Source organism: Candidatus Thermodiscus eudorianus (genome assembly GCA_015521085.1).
GTDB lineage: Archaea > Thermoproteota > Thermoprotei_A > Sulfolobales > Acidilobaceae > Thermodiscus > Thermodiscus eudorianus.
This window is the reverse complement of the sequence record WAOW01000005.1, coordinates 393212-418039: the sequence shown is the minus strand read 5'-3', so window position 1 is coordinate 418039 and position 24828 is coordinate 393212. Positions and strand designations below refer to the sequence as shown.

25 protein-coding genes are annotated in these 24828 nt (G+C 45.7%); 13 read left to right on the top strand and 12 right to left on the bottom strand.

Annotated features, from left to right (window positions below; all coding sequences use genetic code 11):
- Positions 1-116: 116 nt before the first annotated feature.
- The 10 genes from F7C38_05350 to F7C38_05305 all read right to left on the bottom strand — a co-directional run bounded on the left by F7C38_05350 (position 117) and on the right by F7C38_05305 (position 10778).
- Positions 117-2504 carry a DUF6259 domain-containing protein gene (locus tag F7C38_05350; protein MCE4600973.1) on the bottom strand — a complete coding sequence of 796 codons (2388 nt, stop codon included), beginning with the start codon at positions 2502-2504 and terminating at the stop codon, positions 117-119.
- 115 nt (positions 2505-2619) lie between these two features.
- Positions 2620-3720, bottom strand: coding sequence for a hypothetical protein (locus F7C38_05345; GenBank protein ID MCE4600972.1), 1101 nt, complete (start codon positions 3718-3720; stop codon positions 2620-2622).
- 104 nt (positions 3721-3824) lie between these two features.
- A complete protein-coding gene (locus F7C38_05340; protein MCE4600971.1) occupies positions 3825-4673 on the bottom strand; it encodes a hypothetical protein in 849 nt (282 codons plus the stop codon).
- 82 nt (positions 4674-4755) lie between these two features.
- Positions 4756-5427 carry a hypothetical protein gene (locus tag F7C38_05335; protein MCE4600970.1) on the bottom strand — a complete coding sequence of 224 codons (672 nt, stop codon included), beginning with the start codon at positions 5425-5427 and terminating at the stop codon, positions 4756-4758.
- Positions 5428-5436: 9 nt separating this feature from the next.
- The gene (locus F7C38_05330; GenBank protein MCE4600969.1) at positions 5437-6081 is read right to left on the bottom strand and encodes an ATP-binding cassette domain-containing protein; all 645 of its coding nucleotides are present in this window, start codon (positions 6079-6081) and stop codon (positions 5437-5439) included.
- The gene (locus tag F7C38_05325; GenBank protein ID MCE4600968.1) at positions 6057-7589 is read right to left on the bottom strand and encodes a hypothetical protein; all 1533 of its coding nucleotides are present in this window, start codon (positions 7587-7589) and stop codon (positions 6057-6059) included. The genes F7C38_05330 and F7C38_05325 overlap by 25 nt, the downstream gene beginning before the upstream one ends.
- Positions 7558-8697, bottom strand: a complete 1140-nt coding sequence (locus F7C38_05320) for a hypothetical protein (GenBank protein ID MCE4600967.1) — start codon at positions 8695-8697, stop codon at positions 7558-7560. The genes F7C38_05325 and F7C38_05320 overlap by 32 nt, the downstream gene beginning before the upstream one ends.
- On the bottom strand, positions 8666-9145 hold the full coding sequence (locus tag F7C38_05315; GenBank protein ID MCE4600966.1) for a hypothetical protein: 480 nt from the start codon (positions 9143-9145) through the stop codon (positions 8666-8668). Before F7C38_05315 ends, F7C38_05320 begins: the two co-directional genes overlap by 32 nt.
- Positions 9146-9585: 440 nt before the next feature.
- Complete coding sequence (locus F7C38_05310) at positions 9586-10344, bottom strand: nucleotidyltransferase family protein (protein ID MCE4600965.1); 759 nt, start codon at positions 10342-10344, stop codon at positions 9586-9588.
- Positions 10345-10346: 2 nt separating this feature from the next.
- Entirely contained in the window at positions 10347-10778 is a 432-nt protein-coding gene (locus F7C38_05305) for a hypothetical protein (protein MCE4600964.1), read from the bottom strand.
- 214 nt (positions 10779-10992) lie between these two features.
- Between F7C38_05305 and F7C38_05300 the strand changes: the two genes are divergently transcribed.
- Positions 10993-11283: a transcriptional regulator gene (locus F7C38_05300; GenBank protein MCE4600963.1), complete on the top strand. Its 291-nt coding sequence runs from the start codon at positions 10993-10995 to the stop codon at positions 11281-11283.
- A 14-nt stretch (positions 11284-11297) separates the two neighbouring features.
- Here F7C38_05300 and F7C38_05295 read toward each other — a convergent pair whose 3' ends face one another.
- Complete coding sequence (locus F7C38_05295; GenBank protein MCE4600962.1) at positions 11298-12908, bottom strand: exosortase/archaeosortase family protein; 1611 nt, start codon at positions 12906-12908, stop codon at positions 11298-11300.
- 98 nt (positions 12909-13006) lie between these two features.
- Between F7C38_05295 and F7C38_05290 the strand changes: the two genes are divergently transcribed.
- The 10 genes from F7C38_05290 to F7C38_05245 all read left to right on the top strand — a co-directional run bounded on the left by F7C38_05290 (position 13007) and on the right by F7C38_05245 (position 22712).
- Positions 13007-13957, top strand: coding sequence for a MoxR family ATPase (locus F7C38_05290; GenBank protein MCE4600961.1), 951 nt, complete (start codon positions 13007-13009; stop codon positions 13955-13957).
- Positions 13958-13965: 8 nt separating this feature from the next.
- Entirely contained in the window at positions 13966-14595 is a 630-nt protein-coding gene (locus F7C38_05285; protein MCE4600960.1) for a hypothetical protein, read from the top strand.
- A 1-nt stretch (position 14596) separates the two neighbouring features.
- Positions 14597-15265, top strand: a complete 669-nt coding sequence (locus F7C38_05280; GenBank protein MCE4600959.1) for a hypothetical protein — start codon at positions 14597-14599, stop codon at positions 15263-15265.
- A complete protein-coding gene (locus F7C38_05275; protein MCE4600958.1) occupies positions 15249-15518 on the top strand; it encodes a hypothetical protein in 270 nt (89 codons plus the stop codon). Before F7C38_05280 ends, F7C38_05275 begins: the two co-directional genes overlap by 17 nt.
- A 104-nt stretch (positions 15519-15622) precedes the next feature.
- Complete coding sequence (locus F7C38_05270; protein MCE4600957.1) at positions 15623-17311, top strand: hypothetical protein; 1689 nt, start codon at positions 15623-15625, stop codon at positions 17309-17311.
- Complete coding sequence (locus F7C38_05265; GenBank protein MCE4600956.1) at positions 17308-19758, top strand: DUF58 domain-containing protein; 2451 nt, start codon at positions 17308-17310, stop codon at positions 19756-19758. The genes F7C38_05270 and F7C38_05265 overlap by 4 nt, the downstream gene beginning before the upstream one ends.
- A 2-nt stretch (positions 19759-19760) precedes the next feature.
- Positions 19761-20198, top strand: coding sequence for a hypothetical protein (locus F7C38_05260; GenBank protein ID MCE4600955.1), 438 nt, complete (start codon positions 19761-19763; stop codon positions 20196-20198).
- The gene (locus tag F7C38_05255) at positions 20179-20679 is read left to right on the top strand and encodes a DUF1616 domain-containing protein (GenBank protein MCE4600954.1); all 501 of its coding nucleotides are present in this window, start codon (positions 20179-20181) and stop codon (positions 20677-20679) included. The genes F7C38_05260 and F7C38_05255 overlap by 20 nt, the downstream gene beginning before the upstream one ends.
- Positions 20676-21191: a DUF1616 domain-containing protein gene (locus F7C38_05250; GenBank protein MCE4600953.1), complete on the top strand. Its 516-nt coding sequence runs from the start codon at positions 20676-20678 to the stop codon at positions 21189-21191. Before F7C38_05255 ends, F7C38_05250 begins: the two co-directional genes overlap by 4 nt.
- A 30-nt stretch (positions 21192-21221) precedes the next feature.
- Positions 21222-22712, top strand: a complete 1491-nt coding sequence (locus F7C38_05245) for an oligosaccharide flippase family protein (protein MCE4600952.1) — start codon at positions 21222-21224, stop codon at positions 22710-22712.
- Positions 22713-22725: 13 nt separating this feature from the next.
- Here the strand turns inward: F7C38_05245 and cysC are convergent, their stop codons facing one another.
- The gene (gene cysC / locus F7C38_05240; protein MCE4600951.1) at positions 22726-23280 is read right to left on the bottom strand and encodes an adenylyl-sulfate kinase; all 555 of its coding nucleotides are present in this window, start codon (positions 23278-23280) and stop codon (positions 22726-22728) included.
- A 126-nt stretch (positions 23281-23406) separates the two neighbouring features.
- On the opposite strand from cysC, the gene F7C38_05235 reads away from it, so the two are divergent.
- Both F7C38_05235 and sat read left to right on the top strand, forming a co-directional pair.
- Positions 23407-23640: a ribbon-helix-helix domain-containing protein gene (locus tag F7C38_05235; protein MCE4600950.1), complete on the top strand. Its 234-nt coding sequence runs from the start codon at positions 23407-23409 to the stop codon at positions 23638-23640.
- 11 nt (positions 23641-23651) lie between these two features.
- Complete coding sequence (gene sat / locus F7C38_05230; protein MCE4600949.1) at positions 23652-24824, top strand: sulfate adenylyltransferase; 1173 nt, start codon at positions 23652-23654, stop codon at positions 24822-24824.
- Positions 24825-24828: the final 4 nt, after the last annotated feature.

Sequence of the window (24828 nt, the reverse complement as noted above, 5' to 3'; positions counted from 1 at the left end):
GAATAATGGATTTATTTTGAAGTTATTTGGACGTTCTAGATATACTATCCACAAAAAAAGCAGTATTAGATATAATTTAATAAAATAATTAGATAATATTGATAAAATAGTTTCCATCATTTCACAATATACCTCGATAACGTAACTAAAAGCAGAACAACACTTGAAAACACTATTCCGAACAACATTATCCAATCGGTTATTTCAGTCTTAATTTTTTTCGTAATAAAACTTGTTTGTGAGAGATTCTTAGTAGTATTATTTTGATTAATATCAGTATTATTAGTAACACTATTATTTATCTCTTTATTAGTATTATTTATTATATTTTTATATTGCTTATCAATCTTAATTAACAAAAACTGGCCATAATCCTGTGGGTTGACTAGAAGCGTCTCGTTTAATAAATCTATCTCTACGAGCTGTTTATCATTCTTACCGACACAATAAATATATAAAAATAGATATAAATCATCTTTATAATTAAAATAATAATAATCAACCATAGGTTTATAAACAACTTTATAAATTATGTTACCCTCCTTTGATCGTGCACTACCCTCCACCAAAATATGTCTAGGCTTATATAATACCACAGAATCTACTTTGTTGTATAAAATTGATAACAGATCTATTTTTTTATTTATTATAAAATATCTATCTATTAGTTCTTTTATAATGCGAAGTATAGTTTCGTTTCCACTTAAAATTATGTCGTCAAAACGAAAGACATAGCCATTAGCTATAGTTGTCTCCAAGGTATATTTAAAGAATTCTAAGTTATTAGGATTAGTGTTTTGATTTAATATAATAGTATATCCATGATATATATAATTAAATAGAGGTATTATAGTTATATTACCGCTAGATCGTACATCATAAGTTTGGAACAACCAGAAGAAATCTACATATGGAATGTAAACTTCGGAAAGACCCTCGACACTTATTGGTATGTCGTTTAACTCAGCCTTTATCTTAGTCAGTATTTTAGCATATGATTTCCACCATATATTACCAGCTTTAAACGAGTAGTTGTGTTTACCGCTGAAATCGATTATAGGAGAGGCTACAGCTATTTGGTCTAGGAATATTATGTCAACGTTGTATCTCCTCACAACTTCTCTAGAGACGTTTAGAAGAATATCCTGCCATAAAACATCCGCTGGATGGGCAACGGCTGCTACTAGATAATCATGTGTTCTTCCTCTATAGTATTTTTCTATGTAGTAACTGTTATTCGTATCTAGCGGCAGGTGTTCTTTTATGCGTTTAAATGTTTCTGTATCTGTGTCTACTAGTCTCCCGTTTAGATATAAGGTTACTTTTGCTCCTAGTTTTTTAAATTTAATTAGAGTATTATTAAGGTTTTCATCTCCGATTATGGAAGGGAAGTATTCTGGATAGTCATTGTCGAAGCCTCCTCTATTCCAATCCCATATATCCACGACTGCATTGGAAAAGTTTGTTTCATTAAATAAATATTTATATGTATTATAAATCTTGTTAAACCAACTGTCCAGTTTTGAAACTTCGTGCGGCAATGAAGGCTTCAGCCACACCTTTATATTTGGTATCCAACTGTTATTGTATCGATAGCGTACTTCTATAGGTCCTTTTTGGGTATACCATTGGCTTCTTGACCAATTTGCGTATATGTCGGCTCCTGTTCTCCAGTCTAACCCGTTGAAAGCTTGTAGTACTATATTGTATTTTGGCTGAAAGCTGTTGTTCGTAGTTAACTCCTCTGGAAATAATATCCATGACATCTTTATTGCTTGGGAGTCATAGGTAAATGGCGCTATGAAGAATCTTTTGTAATTAGACTCATTATCGTGAATTCCATAATATAGGCCTGCTTCATCGTCATAGAATAGTATGAATTGCATAGATAGTGGCGAAGGGTATATGTATTCAGCGCCCTGTTGTGGTAGGGATTCTAATGGATTATTTATAAGGACGCCGCTTTGGACGGGAATGACAACTTTGTCGTCGTCCCGGTTCTTCCCTATTTTCTCGATTCCACCAATTAACATATAGTATATTCTATATATGATTTTTCCAGAGTGATTGTCTAAACGAATATTAGTTAAAATCCTCTTATTATCTACTTTAAAATAGACAGTAGCATTTATATTATGTTCAATATTACTATATAATATTGAGCACGACTTTTTCTCATTATCTATATTATATGAAATAAATTTAAAATCATATGCACTTATACTATCACCGTCTAGGAAGTCTATACGCCATAATGGATAATGTCTTTTAATCTCTAAATTAACTCCTTTTATTATTACTTGTTGGACACTGGGTCGGTCATTTAATCTAATTTTCATGTATAAATCTTTAGTATATATAACTAAATATAGTTTTTCAGCGCTATATATACTACAGTCAGGGTATTGCTCTGTCTTATAATCACTACTAGCCGTGTTAGCTACAGGATAAAGCACTATATTTAGCAATATAATAGATAGTATTGCTAATGACAGCATCCTCATATCTCTCACAGAAGGATTCATTCGTTCTAGGAACTTTTATAGTTTAATTATCCTTGAGGTGCGTTAGCTAGCGGTTTGCCTAGCACGGCGCGTACATATTAAAGAACTTATTATTTTAATATAATAAATTTATAAATTTTTGTTCATATAATTTAAAAACATCTTTTATAAGACATTTGCTGTTAATTCCATCCATGTTATATATGTATTTACTAAGCGTTAGCGAATCATAGTCAAAAGGAATAATAATTAATTTACTGCAGAATGAACGAATCCATGGCAACGAATATATTGGGGTTGTAATAACTGGCTTGTTCAGCAAGAGAGATTCGATAACTAGAAGAGGTGGGTCTACGACTGGAGGATTAATTTTATCAGTTATAAATGGGTACAATACCACCTTAGATCCCTTTATAACTGAAAGCTTCTCTGGAACACTTAGCTCTCGCCTGAGAACATAAACAAGATTGTTTAATTTGTATCTATTAATTATTTTTTGAATGAACTTCATATATTCTTTTTCTTTATATATATTTTCCGTCCATCTACCAATTATGAGAAGCGGAATCCCTGTCCTCTTTGCCAGTAATATGAAGGGGTGTATGGGAAATCTTTCTGGTCTTAGCCATCCCATATACAGCATATATTCATCGTTAATGTTAATTGTTTCTCTAATAAGTCTGTTATCCTTGACGCGTTCACTAGTGAACAAGTTAGAGGGGGGTAGTACTAATGATTGTTTTTCCATCCTATAAAACGACTTAAGCCAGGGAGAGGAAAAGACTAATCGATATTTTTTATTACTTAAATATAATTTATATAATTTTATGAAATTATTAAATTTATCTAAAACCGATGCAACATACATATATTTATATATTCTATTATTATATAATGTGGGAAATAATGGTATTCTATCTATCAATAAATGGATGTCAGCGTTTGAACGCAATAGCCCTGCTAATACTCTTATTGCTTCAAATTTTGAATTTACAAAATATAAATTTAATTTATTTTTATCTATAAAATCGAAAAATTTACGTAACTCTTCTTTTTGAGCTTTAACTATCCTATGTTTATCTGTTTGAATTATTAAAAATATTTCTTTATAAATTTTACTTTTTAGTATGGTGTTTAGGACGCTTAAAGAGTACACCGCGTTTCCAGTTGCCCACGGAGGATGTAAGCCGCGAGCTAGTATGTATGCACTACGCATTGTTAATCATTAATCTGCTCTATACAAGACTCTGGATTCGTTTCCAGTTTGTTTCACAGTAATAACTAACATCATATTTAATTTAAATTTTTATTTTTAAATAATTAATAAGTCTCTCTGAAGGCATGCTCTCTAAGATATAATATAAAAGTTTTTAATCTATTATAGTTAGTTAGATAAATAGTTTGCCACAGAAGACTCTTTAGAAAACATTTATCGTTAATTTTATTATAAAATGCTCTGATAATATCACCTACAGATAATTTAATTGGAAGACATAAATATTCTTTATTAATAAATTTATAAATTATAGATAAAATATATGAAATAGGATAACTATTATACGTCATGTTCGCTGCTTTCGTCAACCCTACAGTTGCGTCTTTGCATTTTTTCATTCTATCTATAGTAATTAAAATATCTGATAGTGTAACCATTTGCTCTTTATAGACACTATGACCTGCAACCAATGATACTTCAAGACATGGATCTAATGTATACATGGTATTATTTAAATAATTGATTTTATTTATATATTTTTCAGCTATTTTACCATTAAGATATACTATACGCGAAGAAGTCACATGATTAATATAGAAGTCAATACTTATGTCATTATTTGGATCCAGATAAGTTATTGATTGAGGTCCAGATGCAAAGAACCTATAGCCGCTTTCTGTTAAAATTCTATTCAATTCAATTAAATCATCATAGTCAAGAAATAGTAAAATATCAATGTCCACCGTTGTGACGGGATATGGTCTTATTGATTTAATTATAGCATATTTTATTCGATATTTATTTAATAAATTAGATATTTTTATTAATGCATTTTTATACATTTGATATTTCTTTAACAGTGATTTATAAAGCTTATATAAATCGGGTGGTAATGTATTTCTATATAAATATAATGTATATAATAGTATTCTGTTTTTTATGCCAAGTCTCATATACTCATATATATAGCTAGTGCTAGTGGTTATTGCGTCTCTCTTCGTGAGATACGCAGTGATAATTTCTTTTGTAAACTCTTTACAAATATTCATTTTCATTTAGATAATTAAAAATAGTTTTGTTAACTTCGTCTCTTGGCAATAATGTATTTACCGTCACTATATTTAAATTATAATATTTCTTTAGTATTTTAATAATAATATCATATAGAATTATCATTTTTTTGTATGTTCCGATGTCGAAATCAATTGCTTGCATTTTTCTAGCTAAATATCTTTTATAGTTATTATGAGATATCTTGTGATATATAATAATACTTCGACGCAGTAAATCAATATTATATATTATAAGTAAATGTAAAATAATATATAATATTTTGTTTGTTCTTAACGATACCGTTATATAGAAGTCTATGATATATCTATCAAATATAATTATACCTTTAAAACTTTTATTTAAAACTTTAATTAATATTAAATAAGGTAAAATACCTAACAACTCAATTATCGCCCAAGTTGCTCCTAGCTTTTTCATCCATTCTTGATAAATCAGTTTATTAAATCTATTTTTATATACTAATTTATTTATTAAAATAAATATTATAAATGCAATAGTATGCAAGCTTTTAACCCATAAAATCCTATATTTACTATATTTTTTAGATTTTATTTTAAGTATAATATACTTAAGTGTAGTTGTTTTACCGCTACCATCAGCACCTGTTAATATTATTATATTTTTAGATATCATAACAACAAATCATTTTATTATGTAAGTATGCGTACACGGCGCTTTTATCGAAGTATCTGGTGTTGCATGAACAACTATACTTTCATCATTTATATATTGTTTAAATAATTGTATGATCTTCTTTGCAAGATCTTCGTCTAACCCTGCTAGCGGTTCGTCTGCTAGGATTATCTCCGGTTTTTTTATCAACGCTCTTGCTATTATTGCTCGTCTTTGCTGTCCTCCGCTTAACTGACGAGGATAGCGGTCTAGGAGGTTCTCTATTTCTAGTTTTTTAACTATTGTTTTAAATATATTTATTATCTGCTGGGTTAGAGTTCGATTTATTATTATGGGAAGTAGTATGTTTTCCTCTACTGTTAGTTGAGGTATAAGATTATTGTGTTGGGGTATGTAGCCTATAGTATATCGTCTGTGGCGGATTAATTGTTCTTGGTTATTCCAGTTTATTGTTTCCCCGTTTATCTCTAGTTTTCCCTCATATGGTTTTTCGAGTAACGCCATCACTCGTAGGAGACTTGTTTTTCCCGATCCACTTCTTCCATATATGCAAGCGTAATCCCCTGGCTTAAATGCTAGGTTTATGTTCTCTAGTATTATTTCTGGTCCTTTTTTGATTGTTATATTTTCTAGTTTGAGTATTGGAGTATCCATGTCTTCCCTGTCGTATATATTATATCTTCTTTATATAATGTTTGTTTTATTTGTTTTATATTGTTTGTGTGTATGTTTGAGTTTAGTTTATATCCGTATCTAAGATTTTCTCTATATATTACTATTAGATTTTGCTTATTTTTAACTATTGGTAATATCGTTTTCACCTGGTAGTAGTACGCTAGGTCTCTTATTTTAGCGTCTCCTGTTATCTTGGTTATGTTGTTTTGTTTTAGGTATTGAATTGTTTGTTGTTCGTAGTTGTGGTATGGTAAGTCGTAAGCTATTGGATCGTGGCCTGTTAGGAGTAGCTGTATGTATAGTATTCCTGCTATGGCTACTGCTACCGCCTTGGGGTTTAGGGTTCTTGTGTTTGAGTATAGGTAGAGTAGGGCTAGTCCTGGTATGAGTAGGTTTCCCACTCTTCCGATTGGTGATTGGCCTAGTGGTGTTCCTGCTAGTGCTAGGTATGCTGTTATTCCTGCTAGCGTGTAGGAGTATGCGTATGGTAGTGGGTTCTGTTTTTGCCATGGTTTGTGGCGTAGGTTTGCGTGTGCCCTCGCGATTAGCGGCGCTAATAGGGCTGCTGGTGTTAGGTAGAGTGCTAGTGTGGGGCCTTGTTCTTGTATTCCTGGGGATAGTCCTTTGTAGGCGGTTATTGCTAGTATCGTGTAGAGTGTTATTGTGGGGAGCCATGTGCTCTTGAACCCTGGTTTTTCTCCGATGAGTGTTGTTGCTAGTGGTGCCAGTGTTATGAGTGCCATGATGTAGAGTGTGAGTTGTATTGGGTCTATGAGTTTGAATATGGTTCTCCAGTTGCTTGGGGGTGCTAGTGTTAGCCATGCTATCGTGGCTATTGCTAGAATGACTGCAGGTTTCCACGAGGTCTTCTCTATTTTTGTTCCTGTGCTGGTTTGGAGTAGCCATGCCATTATCGGTGTGATGGCTAGTATTGTTGTGGCTATTGTGCTTGTCAGGTGGTGGGTTATGGCTAGTCCTAGGCTTAGGGGGATTAGTAGGGGGGCTTGGTTGTTTGTCGCTGCGAGTAGTGTTGTGTAGAGGAGTGGTCTTGCTATTGTTTCCTTTACTAGTCCTAGGCCTATCCCTATCATGCTTGGCGCGCTGGCCACTATTAGGGCGGCGGTCCATGCTTGTTTTTTGTTTAGTTTCTGGGCTAGCGCGTAGAGGGGGATTGTTGCTAGGCCGTCGAGGGCTGGTCCTATTAGGTGGGTTGCTTGGAGTGTTTCCCGGCCTGTTACTAGTGTTATTGTGTATGGTGTGATTATGCTTCCTGGCCAGTAGTTGTTGTATCCGTCGTAGACTGGGTCTGATAGTAGGTGTCTTGTTGGGTCTTCTCGGAGCTTGTTTATGTCGTAGTGTATGTACCAGCTGTCGCAGTCGTAGGGCATCTGGGTTATGTATAGGGGTGTGAGGCGGAGGCTTAGTGCTATTGTGATGGTTATGAGGGCCATTATGCTAGTCCTTGATCTCAGAGGTCGCGATTGCAACTGTGTAGAGCACCGCTACGATTCCTAGGTGTAGGGCTTGGAAGAGAGGGGATGGGTCTGGCTTGAGCGGGTAGCCCAGTAGGGTGGGCGAGGGGAGTAACCTGGTAGCCAGTAGGCCTACAAATCCCCCCGCGAGGATGAAGGGGAGGGTTACATTTACGAGTGCTTGTTTGAGTCTCCTGGGAGGGACCCCCTCTACGTATAGCGTTGCTAGAGGGTCCCTCCTCAGGCCCACAAGCACCCATCCAAGGACGACTGTGAGGCTCAGGAGGAGGAAGTCGCTCACAAGCCCCGAGGCGAATACATATTCGGAGGGGATCCCCAGCCTCTCGATATAATATGATTGCAGTTTCTCGGGGTTTGTAACTTTCAGCAACCCCTTGCTTAGTAGTACGATAGCCTGTTGTAGGAGTACTTTCTCTCCAAGGGGTAGTTGTTCTACTTGTAGTGCCTGCGCGAGCTCATCTGTGTTTAGATGGGCTGGGTCGTAGATTATCCTGATCACAGTATAGCCTCTGGTCCCCCTCAGTGCTTGGGCTACTGGCAGGGATGTTATTACCTCGTAGGTATATGGTGGTGGTCCCCTAACTATACCCTCCACCTTGTATACTGCTTGGCTTTTCGAGAACACCGCGTCTACAACCACTGTATCTCCTGGCTCTAGGTTTAACTGGCCTGCTAGTCTCTCTCCGACCAATATGCTAGTGTAATCTGTCGCGTTGGGTATTTCCCCCTCTGTTACCTCTAGGCCTAGCCACCTAAATGCCTCTTCTGATAGTCCTCTTATTATCACTAGAGTGTTGTTTAGAAGTGCTGGTGTAGTCGTCTCTCCCCATGCCGCTATTACTCCGGTGACTCGGGTTACATTGCCTAGTATACTTGATGGTAAAAGGCCTGTTACGGGAGTCGAGGCGATCCCGCTATACACGCTTAATATTGCTGTTCCTTTGGGGTTCGGTGGTTCTTCCCGTAGGAAGTTTATTGTTGATGTAAGGGTCTCTCCTATGTAGGCGGATGCCATAGAGTATACAGTGATGCCGATTGTGAGCAAGGCGAGTAGCCTCCACCCGACTATCTTAAGTGCAATCGACTCTATTTCGAATGCCAATTGTTGCCCCATAGAGGAACGTTATTAGCCCGGCTAGAAGTGCTGGTGCTAGGCCCTGCCATACCATGCTTAGAATCTCCACTGGACCTCTTGGGATATAGAGGTTGGTGAATGTTGCTACGATGTCGTTTAGCAGGTCTGTGATTATTTGCCCCCAAGCGTATCCTACGAATACGGCGAGAGCGTAGTATATTGATAGGGTTGCGGGTAGGAGGTTCCTATCGACTCCCTCCTGGTGGAGTGTTTCCCATTCGGGGGCTAGGTCCATGTAAGCCTTTATTGAGGCTACGAAGGACCCTAGTCCGAGGACTATCATTGAGGCTAGGCTCCACTTGGCCAGGAGCTCCCGTACTTGCTTGGAGAAGGCTTGCGTGTAGGCCTCGAAGCCCTTCTCCTCTATCGTTAATAGAGTTTGATTGCATTCTGGAATGGTGCTCTGGGTGATCAAACCCAGATCTAATGGGCTGTGTGTATAGTGTTTGTTAGTTATAGTTAGATTGTAATTTTTCCCAGCTATTTGAACCATTATTACTTGGCCTCGATCTATTCCTGTCTCTTCGGAGAGACGTACTCCTATGCTTGTGTTTCTAATTGGTTTGGGAAGCCCCTTCAGACTTATATTCTCTGGAACTATAGTTAAAGTAGTTTTAAATGTTATATTTTTAGTTATTATCATTATTGTACATTGCCCTATGCATCGCCCTACACAGTCTTTTTTGACTACGAGCTTCTCTTTTTTCGGTACTAGTTTCTCTGCTAACCTAGTGGAAGACTCCATGATGGCTGCCGACTGAATTATTGTTGTTATAACTATGCTTACAACCGCTAGTCCTAGTGCGAGAATTGTTACAGGCTTCTTTCGAACTATTATTCGAAAGCTCCAGGCTATCAAGCAGGTATCTCGTCCCCTAATACCTCCTCAAGCATCTCCTCGACTTTAGCCCCGTCAAGCTTTGCGTATCTCTCAATACTCCCTACATCATACCAAAATCCATCGTGAATGTAACTTCTAACGTTGTAGCCTTTCTCTATCATCCATGGTATTAAATGGCTCATTATATCAAAACTCTTACCGAGGACCTCCTCTATCCGGTTAAGCACTTGTGTCTCTAATACGAGGACTCCTATTGTTACTTTTATCGGATACCACGGCTTCTCGACTAACTTGATTACTCTCCCATCTTCGTCTACCTCTGCTACGCCGACTGGCAGCTGATATTTTCTTGCTAGCGCTAGCGTCACGTCGGCTTTGGTATTCCAGTGGTTAACTAAGAGTTTTTTGATATCTATATTTGCTATTATATCGCCATACCATACTAGTATCGTCCTCTTGTTGAGAAGACCTCTCTTATAAGCATTTATCAAAGCTCCACCTGTATTACTATACTTCTCAGAGTCTTCACTATAGTCTATATTCACGTTCCATCTTTCTCCTCTTCCAAAATAGTTTTTAATCTGTTGTCCGCGGTATCCTATTAGAAAGACATATTCTCTTATTCCGTTCCTTGACAACCAGTAGAGTATATGTTCTAGTAGGGGTTTTTCCTTAGAACCTATAGGTACCATGGGCTTTGCTATCAATTCCGTATAGGGTCTGAACCGCGTTCCCTTACCACCAGCTAATACTACTGCTTTTACCTCATACACGTTCAAACGATATCCCTCAATGGAGCGAAGTATAGCTCTACCACCATCATGTTACGTCCGAGGTACAAGATATAGCTGAACTTCTCCCTAGCCCATTTTAAGAGCCGGGAGAACCCCATAAATGTAAAGCTAGAAAGCTTAGAGAGTGCCCTCTGTAATCCGAGTATAATCACCTTCCCCTTAAGGGTATGTAGCTCTATCTTTGCTATAAGCCTTGCTAGTAGGCCTTTGATAGTTTTTCCACGATACTCAATTATATTGGTAAGAATTGCTGCTCTAATTAGGGCTCTCTCCAATGGATCTAGAATATTCCAATAGATCCCGAGTCTTTTAGCCCTTTTTATATAGTATATAAGTTTCTCGCGAGTGACTACCTTGGGCTCCAATAAGTGTAAGGCGATTGCTTTAATGGAACTTTCATCTACGGAGCCCAAGGCTGGCCTCTCACCCTATTGATCGCATCTACTATGACAAAAGCCGATTTTATAAATTTTGTCTCTTCTTACACTATTTTATTAATAATTATTTAAGATATTATAATTTTGATTTATATAATTAGTATTTAATTACGTTCATTGCGACTGGTATTAGATACAGTAAAGCAAATATAAACCGTATGAACCCGGAGGACAACCAGGTGCCAATGAAATGGCCTCAGACAAAGTCGCCGGAGCTCTTCTTCTAGTGATTTCAATAATTATAATAATTGTTTATGGCTGGTTAGTGTTCTTAACAGACTATGCCATGCTGCTGCTGAAGATAACAGGATTTATAGCGGTTACAGGAATATTCGGTATACTCGCCTGGATAGGGTATACCCTAGCAACAACGCCTCCGCCTAAGCCGATCGAAGAGATAGAAAAAGAGATAGAAGAAGAATTAAAAAAACTAGAAGAAGAAATTGATGAGAGTAATGATAAAGACAATCAATCTGAATAATATTATAAATAATATCATATCGTATAATCCGGAGAAATATATTTTACTTTACTGTTCAAGGTTTTATACAACAAACCCGCGATTAAAGCAATAGCTAGCAATACGAGACCAAGATATAGTTCGTTAAAATAGGATCTAATTGGTTCGTTACCTCGTGCAGGTATGTTTATTGTTGTTAATGCTTTTCTTAGTAATTCCGCTTTGTCTAGATAGTCTTGCTGTGTGACTGTAGAGAAGAGGCTTATCTTGACGTATAGGTTTCCTCTCTCTGTTGGGTATTTGACAATCGTATAGGCTAGTAGTTGTGTTAGTAGTCCTTTTTTGGCTAGTATATAGGTTATGGTCATGTTTTCATAGGATTCTGTCCAGCGCTTTGTTATCTTGTAGTTTTGAGCGAGAAGACATGAATCCCAAGAATGAAACCTTGCTGGAGTTTCACCTATTTCTATCCATCCCTGTAGTGTCTTGTTCTCTACCGTGACCGATGCCCTGTATACTGCTAGTGCCCCTAGTGCTTCTCCGAGTAGTGGTGATGGCAGCGTTGTCCTGGCCTTCGTGGTCGTCTGGTTGTATAGTATTAGTGCTGGGTTCTGTATCAGTTCTTCCGGCGTTGGCAGGTTTTGCATCTGGCTTGTTGCTATGGTAGTTGGCGTGTTGATTGTGCCTGCTAGTACTATTAGTGTTATTAGTGCCGCCTTTACTATGTCTCCTCCCCTGATCTTGGCTGGCGCTTGTTTCACTGGTCTGGGTGGCTGGCTGGGTCTTGGTAGCCTTAGGGTTATCATCAGTGCTACTATCGTGGCTATACCCGTGTATATGAGTGATGGGGTTTGGTGAAAGAACTCCAGGGCGGTCTTGTAGTCATAGGTCTTCGCTATGTAGACTACGAGCGCCACCCTCAGGATGTTCCCGGTGAACACGATCGCCACGGCTAGGGCTAGGGATAATGCTATCGCCTTAGCCTTCCTCCTCCACGTGGAGTTGGAGGTTAGGGCTAGGTAGAATATGATAGGGGCTAGGGATAGAGCCGATAGTAGGCTCACCACGCCGCTACACTCCGGCGCTATCTGGAACAGCCTCGTCACGCCACTAGAATCCACGAATCTTAGGCTTGTGAACCCATAGGACTCAGTCAGCTGGGCCCCGGTTAGCATTGAGGCTGCCTTTGCCACTGGGTCAGTCAGCTCTGCTGATAGCGTGTCTAGTATGCCTCGGGGTAGGGGGACTAGTAGTAGGAGGAGTATCCATATTGCTAGGGGTGTCACTAGCCTGTCGAAGTCCCCGTAGACGAGGAATAGCATCGAGGCCAGGAGGGTTATTATAGAGAGTAGCTCTAGCTCCAGGGAGTAATCTATTATTATGGTCGAGAGTTTATGCAGCGAGAACGCGATGAGCAGGCCTCCCCCAGCAGCCACTATCCTGCCAATATCCAGCTCCTGTAGCGTCGCGTGCTTGTTGATTATCTCGGCTATGATTATGGCCGTGGAGGGCACTAGTATCATGAGGTAGCTGTAGTCTGGGATCTGCATGGTCTCTATATAGGCTAACACTGCATCTCGGTAAACCGTTGACAACAGCACCGTGAACCCGGCGACTATCGCTGTATCCAGCAGTGGCCTCCTCATTACACTTACCACACGATTCCCGTAAATGAATCGGTTCAATTTATAAAAGCTAATGTAAGTGATATGGAGAAGGGGTATAGATCGGGTGCACTCGCAAGATGGAGAGCGAAGTAAAGGAATACTCTAGCACGCTCAGGGAGATCGTGGACACGGTGTCTAAGGCTGTTATAGGGAAGAAGGAAGAGATAGAGCTAATGGTCGCCACTATAGCAGCCGGGGGGCACATACTCCTAGAGGGACCCCCAGGGTCGGGGAAGACCTATACCAGTAAGGCGATCGCCAGGGCCTTCGGCGGATCCTACGCCAGGGTGCAGGGCAACCCCGACGTCCTGCCATCCGATATCACAGGTTTCTACGTCTACTCTGTAGCGGGAAAGAGAAGATTCGTCAAGGGACCTGTGTTCACTAATATACTCCAGGTGGATGATATCAACAGGATACCTCCCAGGTCCCAGTCCGCACTACTCCAGGCTATGGCGGAATATAGTGTTAGCGTGGAGGGAGAGACCTTCAACATAGATAAGCCGTTCCACGTGATCGGGACCTTCATACCGGAGGAGATAGAAGCCGGAGTCTACCGGCTAGCCCTCGGAGTCATAGACCGGTTCTGGATATCAATCCCCACAGAATACCTGGTAGCCGACAACGAGGTGTTGCTCGCGAGTAGATCCGACAAGCTGTACTTGACGAACCCCGAGGAGGTAAACACCATAATGACCCCAGGCGACCTCTCCCAGCTACAGGAGAACCTGGGCTCAATGATATATGTTGACGAAAAGATCTCCCAGTACATTGTTGATATTATTTCGAACCTGAGATCCCACAGCGACGTTTTCATGGGGCCAAGCCATCGAGGCACGATATCCCTTTACAGGGTAGCCGAGGCCCTAGCCCTCCTACAGGGCCGAGACTACGTCATACCGGATGACGTGAAGAGGCTCGCCCCCTATGTCCTGAGCCACAGGATAAACCTCAAGCCCACCTCCTCCAAGAAGCCAGTCGACGTAGTCAATGAGGTACTAGACACCGTGCCAGTGCCTAAATGGTGAGCACTAGCTTGCAGGACAGAGAGAGAATGCTGATAGTCATAACCGCGTTGTTCCCAGTACTAATCCTACTATATATTATCCAGGGCCACCTACTAGCCCAGACCCTCATACTATTCGTGATAGCCGGCACCATCCTGAACCTATCGTTCCTAAGCGAGACCCTCTGGAACAACCTGATATGGATTATCACGCTAGCAGCAGCCATATACAAGGGCCTATCCCTCCTAGTCTCCCAGACCGCAGCATTGGCCACCGGGTATGCAATACTCCTCATAACAGCAAGCGTGTATGCCGGGAGGTTTCGCGGCTATGAGGACTGGGACTACATGATCCCCCTATTCATGGCGTTGGTGGGCGTGACTGGAAGCGTATTGGCCCCCGGCATGACGCTGTGGATAATAGTCTCGCCCGTCATCGAGTTAATGCTCGTGTCAGGCGTGTCTAGTCATAGGCAGGAGTCCATAGGCATCGCCCTAGTCTACGGGATAGTCTACGTGCTGGCCTTCACCCTACCACCAATGGCGCTAATCTACACCATGGCCTCACTCTTCATAAGGGCGCACAGCGAGAGGCTGAGGAGCTACAGGACCCTGCCCTTAGACACCGCCTTGAGACTGGCAGTGGGGGTGACAGTATAGCATGGATGCCCGCTTCATAGCCCTGGGAGTAAGCCTGTTGATGGTCTCGGTCGGGTTCACAATCTACGGAGTAATCAGTGGCCTAGACATGTTGACGGGCGTGGCCCTCTCAACAGCCGTTCTGGGAGGCACGCTGGCAGTAATAGGAGTGACCTATAGGGATCCATTCACTGAGGCCGTTAGGGTGTACTCTGACGTGCTTTCGAGCCCTCTGGTCAAGATTGTTGAAGACCTAGGACTACTGAGTAAAGGTATAGTGCAGTCCTGCGTCGACGAGGGGCGAGTCTACGTGTTGCTAGCCGAGAAGCCTGTCAGGCCCTGTAGGGGGCTAGCGCCTGGCCTGGGCTTCAACGGTGAATCAGTATATCTCTCGTTCCTGCTCCAGTATCCGAGCTACGAGGGCCTGGAGCTGGATGAGTTGCTTATGAACCAGGGCCTGGCCCAGCTGGCCGAGGTCAAGAGGGGAGGCGGGAGTATTCTAGTAGAGTTAAGGGGGTTGAGGCGGGAACTGCTCAGGGAGGAGTGGAGGCCTATAAACCCCTACAGGCTCCTCGTGCCGGCTTATGCTAGCGCCCTATACGATAGGAACTACGTTGTCTCTAGGGAGGACTGGTCGGAGGATCATTATAGGGCTGAGCTTAGGGTGCTGGAGGGTGCAGGGGCTAGCTAGGGACATCATAGTCTACTCGGTCATCCATACCGTCGCACTGCTCTCGCTGGCGCTGCTTGGAGAGGAGGGTATCGATGTCTACGTCTCAGTATCTATACTAACCTACTTCATAGCGACTTCCATATTGCCCAGCATACGTAGGTACGCAGACCTAAGAGTCACCGACACGATTCTAATCATCGTGTTCGCCATCGTCATAATAGTTAAGGTGGCTTCAATACTTGGTATAAATCTGATAGGTGCTGCGGGTTGAGGAGACAACTAAAAACAATAATATTGTTATTAATATTAATAGTTCAATTCGCCTCGATCCATGCGGCCTCGGAGAATACGCAATACCAGGCAGATGGGGTCCCTTTGGCTAAACTCCTCATCGACGAGCTAAACAACCTATACTCCGGAGACTACGAGACTGCTGTCTGGCTGACTGAGGTAGCAATGCAATCGAATCCCGGCGGCGGCTTAGAGTATTTACACAAGAGGACTTGGAGTATTCTAGGAGAGCTAGCTCAAACTCTGCAGGCTATAAAAACGGGAGAGAAAAACCAGACTGATGTTACTCTAAAATTATACAGGCTAAAGCTTGAACTTGAAGAAGTCCTCCCAGATTACACCAACGAGCTCCTCTCATATATACGCGATCCGACTATTCGAATTCAATATAAAAGAATATTTAACCAATATATTCTCGAATTCGACGAGAATCTTGACAGCACTATTCAGTCCGTGTTAACGAACTACCTACATGAGAATATTAGCATGGCGATTGACATTAATGAGACTGTGCTTGCAGGCGAAACAGTACCAGTTTCCATAATTATAATACCATCTATAAGAGTGGATATAATTAGGCTTGCGTTAAGACTAAAAAACGGCATAATACTTAATGCATCTACATACTACGTAAACGATATAATAGGGAAATACACAATCTCTCTAACCATACCTAGTACGAAGCTTGGGGTATATAGTAAATCCGGTGTTGATAAGGCTGAAGTGATTGTATCTGCGAAAGGCTTCTACAAGAATACTTCAATATATATAACCTCAAGTAAATCCTTCCAGATAAAGACCACCAAACCTAGGCTCTTCTTTAAGATTCCAAGCACGATATCAACCGGGGAGAACTTATCTTTAAAGATAATATCGGAAACAGGTGTTCCGCTTAAAGTAGACGTGTTCATAATGTCAACCAATAAGTCTGTACTATTAAATACCACGTTGACGGTACATCCAGGCTCTAATACAGTTACGCTAAATACTTCGAATTTGAGCGAAGGCGCATATACTCTTATATTCAGAATAGAACCATTCGATAGCTACCTTGTTAGAGTCTACTCGAAGGGTTTCGTGGTGACGAGTAGAGCCCTTATAAGCGTGGAGGGCCCCCCTATCATAATCGGGCCGCCCTTCCTCGTCACACTAAATATCAAGATAGACAACTTTGAGCAGGGGAGCATAGTAGTAAAGAGCGATGGCAGGGTGGTAGCGGAGCAATACGTGAACGCCACCGGCCCCGTGAAGATCCAGGTGCCCCTCAACTGGGTCCTCCTCAAGTCAAACAAGACCCTGCTGATAGAGGCCATACCAGCCGACGGCGAGAGGATCGTGCAGACGAGGGTGCAAGTCCCCGTGATAAACATATTCACCATACTACTCTTCTCGATACTAACGTTCTCAATATCAACAGTATCGGCCCAGGGGATTGTAACGTCCCTAGAGGGGTTCACTGTAAGGATCAGGCGGATACAGCGTAGGGGCGGTAGGGAGCCTAGATCGTACCGGGACATCATCAGGGGCCTGATAGCACTGCTATCACAGTACGCTACCCCGCCCAAGGCCAGTGAGACGCTGAGGGAGTACTATAGGAGGATCGTGGATCGACTCTCTAAGAGGCTTGGATCGGGTGTCGAGACGGTATCGAGTCTACTGTGGCGGCTCGTACTGCTCTATGAAGAGCTACTCTACTCGCCTAGGAAGCCCGACTACAGGGCCATACGCAGGGTCTACGATGAACTCGTGAGGAGGTTGAGGCGAGAGGGATGAGGGTATCAATTGTATCCATGATAATCCCGTTGATCGTGGTCCTCTCGCTACTATCGGGACTGCTCTACGCGCCCTCACCCACACCCTACAGCCCCTGGAACGAGGGACCCTCCGGCACCAGCCTCCTCCTATCAAACCTCTCAGCGACACCCACCGGCGATTTAGACGAGAGGCTCTGCAACTCGACCGTAGTCATCGTGTTGAGGGAGAACATGACTAGGCACGATGTCAACTGGACGCAGGGTCTACTCGAATGCGGCTCTAGGATAGTCCTCGGAGACTCGAAGGGCCACAGCCTGGACCTGCTGAACTCCCTGGGGCTACTCGCGAGCTACACAAACGCCACCATCCTGGACGAAGTCGCCAAGTACAGGTATAGGTGGATCCTGGAAACCAGGGTATCACTTAACAGCAGGGAGTACGTGCTGGCCGTGCCGAACGTCACATACACGAGTATATCGCCCGACCCCGACTTCCTAGCGGCCCGTACCTCGCCATACGCCTACGTCGACCTTGACGGCAACGGGTATTATAGTGTGAACGAGCCCATGGGCTCCTACTACGTGGTAATGGGCTACCGTGTAGGAAACGGCACCCTTATACTGGTCCCGTCGACTCTATACTTCACTAACAAGTACATGAACATATCGGATAACCTGGAGTTCCTCCAGGCCATAGCAAACGGCTCTAAGATCTACATCTACACCGGCAGCCTAGGGCTCTCCAGTATGGATAGGGTCAAGGGGGCCCTGTATAAGTGGGCTAGTAGCAGAGGCAGCTATAGCTGGATGATCGCGCTCTTAGCCTCAGCAGCTGTAACGATCCCATGGAGTTATGGCTATATTGACAGGGGCAGGGTTAGGAGGACGGCTTTCCTCATAACCTTCACCCTGGCCTTAATCCCGTATTTCATAGAGGGGGTCCGGGACAACAACATACTCTACCTCGTCCCAGTCATCGTCCCAGCTATAATCTACCCGTTCTGGCCGGTAGCCAGTATAGGCTTGGCGGCGTCTCTCAGCCTCGTGGCCACGGGCATGAACCCCTTCTACATAGCCTTCTACCTGGCGCTCCTACTCGTAGCCTCGTCAATCTACAGGGTGGAGGTTGGGCAGGGCATACTGGGCTCGACGACGATAGCGGTACTCGCGTTGCAGGCGGCCAACCTGCTCCCAGTAATCGTCTACCCCCGGATAGTGCTCGGCATCACAGTGGCGTCGCTAGTCTACCTTGCAATCGCCATAGTCTCCTTCATAACTGTGCTCAGGCCAGTTATCGTCGAGGAGATCCGGGCTCCCAAGGAAGCCTACCTGGGATCCCCTGTATCGATAGAGTTCAAGCTCAAGGCGCCGCACGACTTGAAATACTACCTGGCGGCATCGCCTGTATTCAAGAAGGGCATCCTAGCCGGGGACAAATCCATACACTACAAGTTCACGCCAAGCCACCTCGGGGTGAACAGGATAGTCTTAGACATCTACATATCTGACCTAACTGGCTTCGCCTGGAAGAGCCTAGGCTCCTACACCATAGAGGTTAACGTGCTCCCGCTAACCTCGAAAATGCTGGAGAAGGCAGGCACACTACTGGCCGGGCTCGGGGAAAGCGATCTACTCTCCCAGGTATCCATGGCCATACTGATAAGGATAGAGGAGACGGGGGAGGGCCTCATAGTGGCTAGGGGAGAGGAGCTGGAGAGGGTAGCCGAGGAGGCCGGCAGGATGGGCGGCGGGGGAGGGCTAAGCGGGTTCCTAGCCAGGATGGTCGAGGAGTATATCGAGGCGACGAGGAGGGCCGTGTCGCGTGTAGGCACCTACTTCGGCGCCAGGGAGTACACATACGGGGACTCGATAAAGGATATACACTGGAAGAAGACGCTGAGCAAGCTAAGGCTTGTATCGAAGGAGTATCGGGGCGGCTTCGAGGGCGGGGGAGGAGGCCCGCTCGGGGGAGGCAACCTACTCCTAATAACAGACCTAGAGTGCACCGACAACAGCGAGCTCGATTCGGTGCTCATGAGGACCCTCAACATCCTCGTGAACATCTCCTCCAGGAACCCGGAGACTCCCTTCAACCTACTCATACTCACTAAGAGATACGGGATCATACTAAGGGGGGCATCTATAGCCGTGTTGAACCTCCTCTACAAGACCCTGAGGGAGCAGCCTATCGGCAGCCTCTACAAGTACAAGTCCGTGAACAGGTACCTGTCGGCGAAGGAGATAGAGTTTCTAACCAGCGAGGAGGCGCCCGGCGTGGCTAAGACTATAAGCGAGGTCTTCCTAAGGGATGTGAGGGGTGTACTGGAGGCTTTGGCGAGCAACGACCTGCTACCGCCCCTACGGTTCAGCCTATTCCACTGTAGGGCCTCTGCCTCGTGGGCTTCATTCCTCATACACGCCCTCATAAATTCGGGATACAGGTATACTGGCCGGTTGGAGGGATGAGTATGAACAGGCTAGCAATACTGGCAATCCTCATAATGATGCTGTCCCCAGCAATCAGCCAGCCAGTCCACGCCAGCCTGGACCCGGATGACCCCCTCCTCCAGGAGGCCATAGACCTTCTCTCACGCATCAAAGAGCTGAGCAAGATGGAGGTCAACGTGACTGGACTCGTCCACGAGCTAAACAAGTCTATAACCCTACTACAGGAGGGTAAGAGGGAGGAGGCCCAGCAGATACTAGACGAATTGAACGATAGTGTAAGCCGCTATGAGGACGTCGCGAGGAGCCACTATCTTAGGGTTAGGCTCTACAAGTACTCCATCGTCGGGGGTCTCCTAGCGATACCCGTGTTGTTCTACCTATTGTTCCCGAGGATATACCTTTACCTATGGTTTAGGTGGCGTCGGAGGTGGATTGTGAGTGGATCTCCTAGACGATGAAGTGTTCGCCGTCATAATGGCGCTTATAATCGTTGGAAGCGTCTTCGCCGCCGCGGCGCAATTCCATAGGAGCGAGCCCTTCGACGCCATAGGGCTCCTGAATAGCGACTGCAAGATAGGGGATTACCCCGACTTCGTGTTGACGGGAGAGAACATTACACTGTGCCTCTACCTCTTCAACCACATGGGAGAGCCCGAGGCTTACATGGTCGAGTATAAGTTCGGCACGCCCGACACACTACCCACTAACAAGACCCCTAGCGCCGCGCCCGTCCTGGAGAGGTACTATTTCGTGCTAGACGATAACGAGAGCTTGACCGTCCGCGAAACGCTGCCAATACCGGATAACCCCACTCTAATCGGCGAGAACGCCACTCTGATATTCGAGTTATGGAGGTATGACCCGGCTGGCCATGAATGGGTGTATACTGGGAAGTGGGTGCACCTCCATGTGAGGGTTGAGGGGGTTCCGCTGCCATGAGCACGCTGGAAGAGGTGGCCAAGGGCAAGCGGTACAGGGAGCTGCTGGAGCTCTACAAGTCTATAAAGAGGGGGGAGGTCGAGATCACGGATCCCAGCCCGCCCCAGGACTTCTACGCGTACCTGACTAGGCCGGATTACTCGGGCTGGCTCTGGACCGGGATCTTGCTGACTTCATTGACGATCCTAACCATACCCTTATCCAACTATTCAAGCATCGTACTCTACCTGAGATACATCTTGGGATCCATATTCGTGTTATTCCTCCCAGGCTACTACACGTTAGAGGCATTGTATCCACGGGAGGAGGATCTTTCAAGCCTAGAGCGCCTGGCGCTCAGCATGGGACTCTCCCTGGCACTAGTCCCGCTATTCGGGCTAGTACTAAACTATACTCCATGGGGGATTAGGCTCTGGCCTGTAGTCGAATCCCTATCAATCTACACGGTGATCATCGCATTCATAGCGGCTTATAGGAAGTACCTCATAGTGAGGAAGAGGCTGGCCGGCTAGGGGGATAAGGGACCTAAAGAGTGACGAGTAATGAGCGAGGAAAAGGAGGGGGTAGGAAGAGTAGTCAAAGCCGGTATATGGATCTATGGGCAGACTATAGTCAACAACGTGTTCGGCCTGCTCTACTGGCTCGCCATATCTAGGGTGGCTGGATCGAGGATCCTCGGGCTAACCAGTGCGACAATCGGCTTGGCAACCCTGATAACGAGCTTCATCAACCTGGGAATCCCTCTAGGCATCCAACGCTTCCTGGGAAGGGAATGGGGCAGAAACGACGCCAGGGGTTTGAATAGCTATTACTGGTCTGGCTTCATATTCGTGACACTCGTGACCCTCGCGGTGGCGGCAGCCCTCTACGGTCTCGGGGCCGCTGGATTCGCTACAGCCAACTACACGCCCGTAATGTTCAAGATGACCGCGCTACTCGTGGCACTGTCAGTTAATTTCATGACTAGTTCTTACCTCGCCTCGGTCCTCCGAACCGACATACAATTCCTCGCCGTCCTCGTAGGCAACGTCTTAAAACTAGTGGTCGGGGTTGGACTCGTCCTACTGGGCTATGGATTCATTGGAGCCGTCATAGGCTACTCCACAGCCCTAATCGTTATCCTAGCCATAGGATTATCATATATCATAAAGTCCATCGGGCTCCCCCGTTCCATAAAATACTCACTCGTCAAGGAGATCGTCAAAGCCGGCACGGCTTCCTGGATCCCGAACCTTATTATGATGGCCGGCCAGTGGCTTGGAGTCATAGCGGTCTTCGGATCGGCTGGCGCTGTATCGACCGGCTATTACTACATCGCGTTTACCCTCGGAAATCTAATCCTCATGATTGGGTTTAGTGTTATTGGTTTGCTCTTGCCGTATCTCTCCTCTCTTAGGGATGGTAGGAAGAGGACTGCGTGGAGGGCTTTCCGGCTCTCGTTGATCGCGACGTCGCCCCTCCTGTTCGTACTCCTCCTATACCCGGGTGTCCCGTTGAGCCTCTTGGGGAGGGAGTATGTTGCCGCCTCGGACTCGCTTAGACTCATACTCCTGGCTGGACCTGCCATGATGTTGTACGCTGTTGTGAATAATCTCGTCTACGCGTATGGGATGTATGGTAGGGTCTTGAAGCTGGGGCTATCCCAGAACATCCCGAGGCTCATCCTCTACCTCCTCCTCGTCCCATTGTATGGCGAGCTGGGGGCTGCAGCGTCCTTCACGCTTGGAGCCTTCGTCTCGCTCCCGGTAGTCCACTATATTGCTAGGAGGGTCGGCTTCATGATAAACTATCGGGATGTCGTCTTGAACCTGGCCCTGCCCGGGGCGCTGGCTCTCGTGGCGTATGTGCTCCACCTGGGCTGGGTTGCGGGGTCTCTAGTCGTGCTCCTATCGTATATCGCATATGCTAGGCTCGGCCTCATCTCCCGGGAGGAGGTGAAGATGCTCGCCTACACCTTCATCCCACGCGAGAAACTGGACCCCGTCTATAGGAGGTTTAAGGAGCTGATAGACCTGCTCCTCCCTCCATCCTAGGATCGAGGCGAAGCTATCCCTGGTTTATCTTGTCGAGTATGAACTCGTAGAGCCTCCTAGCGGTCCGGTCCACGTCCTCTCTCGTGGTGTCTAGTGTGAGGTCCGGGTTTTCCGGCGGCTCGTAGGGGTCGCTTATGCCGGTGAAGTGTTTTATCTCGCCTCGTAGCGCTTTCTTGTATAGCCCCTTTGGGTCCCTCTTGATGCATTCTTCTAGGGTTGCGTGGACGTAGACTTCGTAGAAGGGCGTTTCCTCGGAGACTATCTCTCTTATCTCCCTCCTTACCTCGCGGTAGGGTGATACGAAGCTGCACAGCACTATCACGCCGTTCCTCGCTAGTAGCCTGGCGATCCAGGCGACCCGGTGGAGGTGCCTCCTCCTCTCCTCCCTCGTGTATCCTGCGTCGGGGTTTATCGTCTTCCTGACCCAGTCCCCGTCTAGCACTTCGACCCGGTAGCCCTCGCCTCTCAGCATCTCGGCTACCCTTCCTGCTATGGTGGTCTTCCCGCTACCCGGTAGCCCTGTTAGCCAGACCACGATCCCCTTGTCAATGCACCTAGTCTGCCTCACGACTCTACACCACTCGCTTTATAGCCCCTTCCCGGGACGGTTTTTGCAGTCATCTGGTATAGAGGCTGGCTCGCTTAATTAAATTTAATTAACTATGGCTTCCAACGGTATCCCCCAGGGTGTAGCATGGAGTTGCCCAAGAAGACAGGGTACACGACCGTGTCAATACCCGTCACGCTATACGAGAGGATACGCAAGCTGATAGAGGATACCGGGTTCACGAGCGTCTCCCAGTTCGTCACATACATCCTGAGGGAGGTCATAGCCGAGATGGAGGAGGAGAAGCTGAGGAGCGAGGCCGTGACCGAGGAGGAGAAGAAGGCGATCATAGAGAGGCTCAAGAAGCTGGGATACATCTAGGGGTGCATGAGATGGTTTCCAGGCCGCATGGAGGCAGGCTAGTGGATAGGACCGTGTCGGGCAGGCGTAGGGAGAGGCTCCTGGAGGAGGCCGGGGAGCTGGCGAGGATAGACCTTTCAGCCAGCCTGGCGGCTGACGCAGCCAACATAGCGCACGGCGTCTACAGCCCCCTGGAGGGCTTCATGGTGCAGGAGGACTACATCAATGTCGTATCCCAGATGAGGCTCTCCAACGACCTGCCATGGACCATCCCGATAATCCTAGACGCCGATCCAGACGCCCTAAAGGGCGTTGTGGAGGGGGATGACGTGGCCCTATCCTATAATGGAAGAGTCATAGCGTTGATGAGGGTCGAGGAGATCTACGGGTGGGACAAGGAGGAGTACGTCCAGAGCATCTACAAGACCAGGGACCCCGCCCACCCCGGGGTCCGGAAGACGATGGCGAGGAAGGAGTTGCTGGTCGGAGGCCCCATCGACCTCCTCTCGGACCCCCCGGAGCCCTTCGAGCACACGAGGCTGTGGCCTAAGGAGACCCGTGTGCTCTTCAACGCGAAGGGTTGGAAGACGATAGCGGCGTTCCAGACTAGGAACGTGCCCCACACCGGGCATGAGTACGTGCAGAAGGCGGCGTTGACGTTCACGGATGGGCTCTTCATCAACCCGTTGGTTGGCTGGAAGAAGCCCGGGGATTATAGGGATGAGGTTATAGTGGAGGCCTACAAGGCCCTCATAAAACACTACTATCCAAGGGATGTGGTGGTGTTGAGTGTCTTGAGGATGGAGATGAGGTACGCCGGGCCCAGGGAGGCCGTCCACCACGCCATTGTCAGGAAGAACTTCGGCGCGACCCACTTCATAGTCGGGAGGGACCATGCGGGGGTGGGAGACTACTACGGGCCATACGAGGCCTGGGACATATTCAGGGAGTTCCCAGACCTAGGCATAACCCCGTTATTCGTCAGGGAAGCCTTCTACTGCCGGAAGTGCGGGCAGATGGTCAACGAGAAGATATGCCCGCACCCGGAGGAGTACCGGGTGAGGATAAGCGGGACAAGGCTCAGGAAGATGATAATGGAGGGTGTGAGGCCCCCGGAGTACATGATGCGGCCCGAGGTGGCGGAGGTCATACTACGCCACCCGAATCCATTCATAACCGAGGACAGCCCTGGAGGGACCCCCTAGGAGG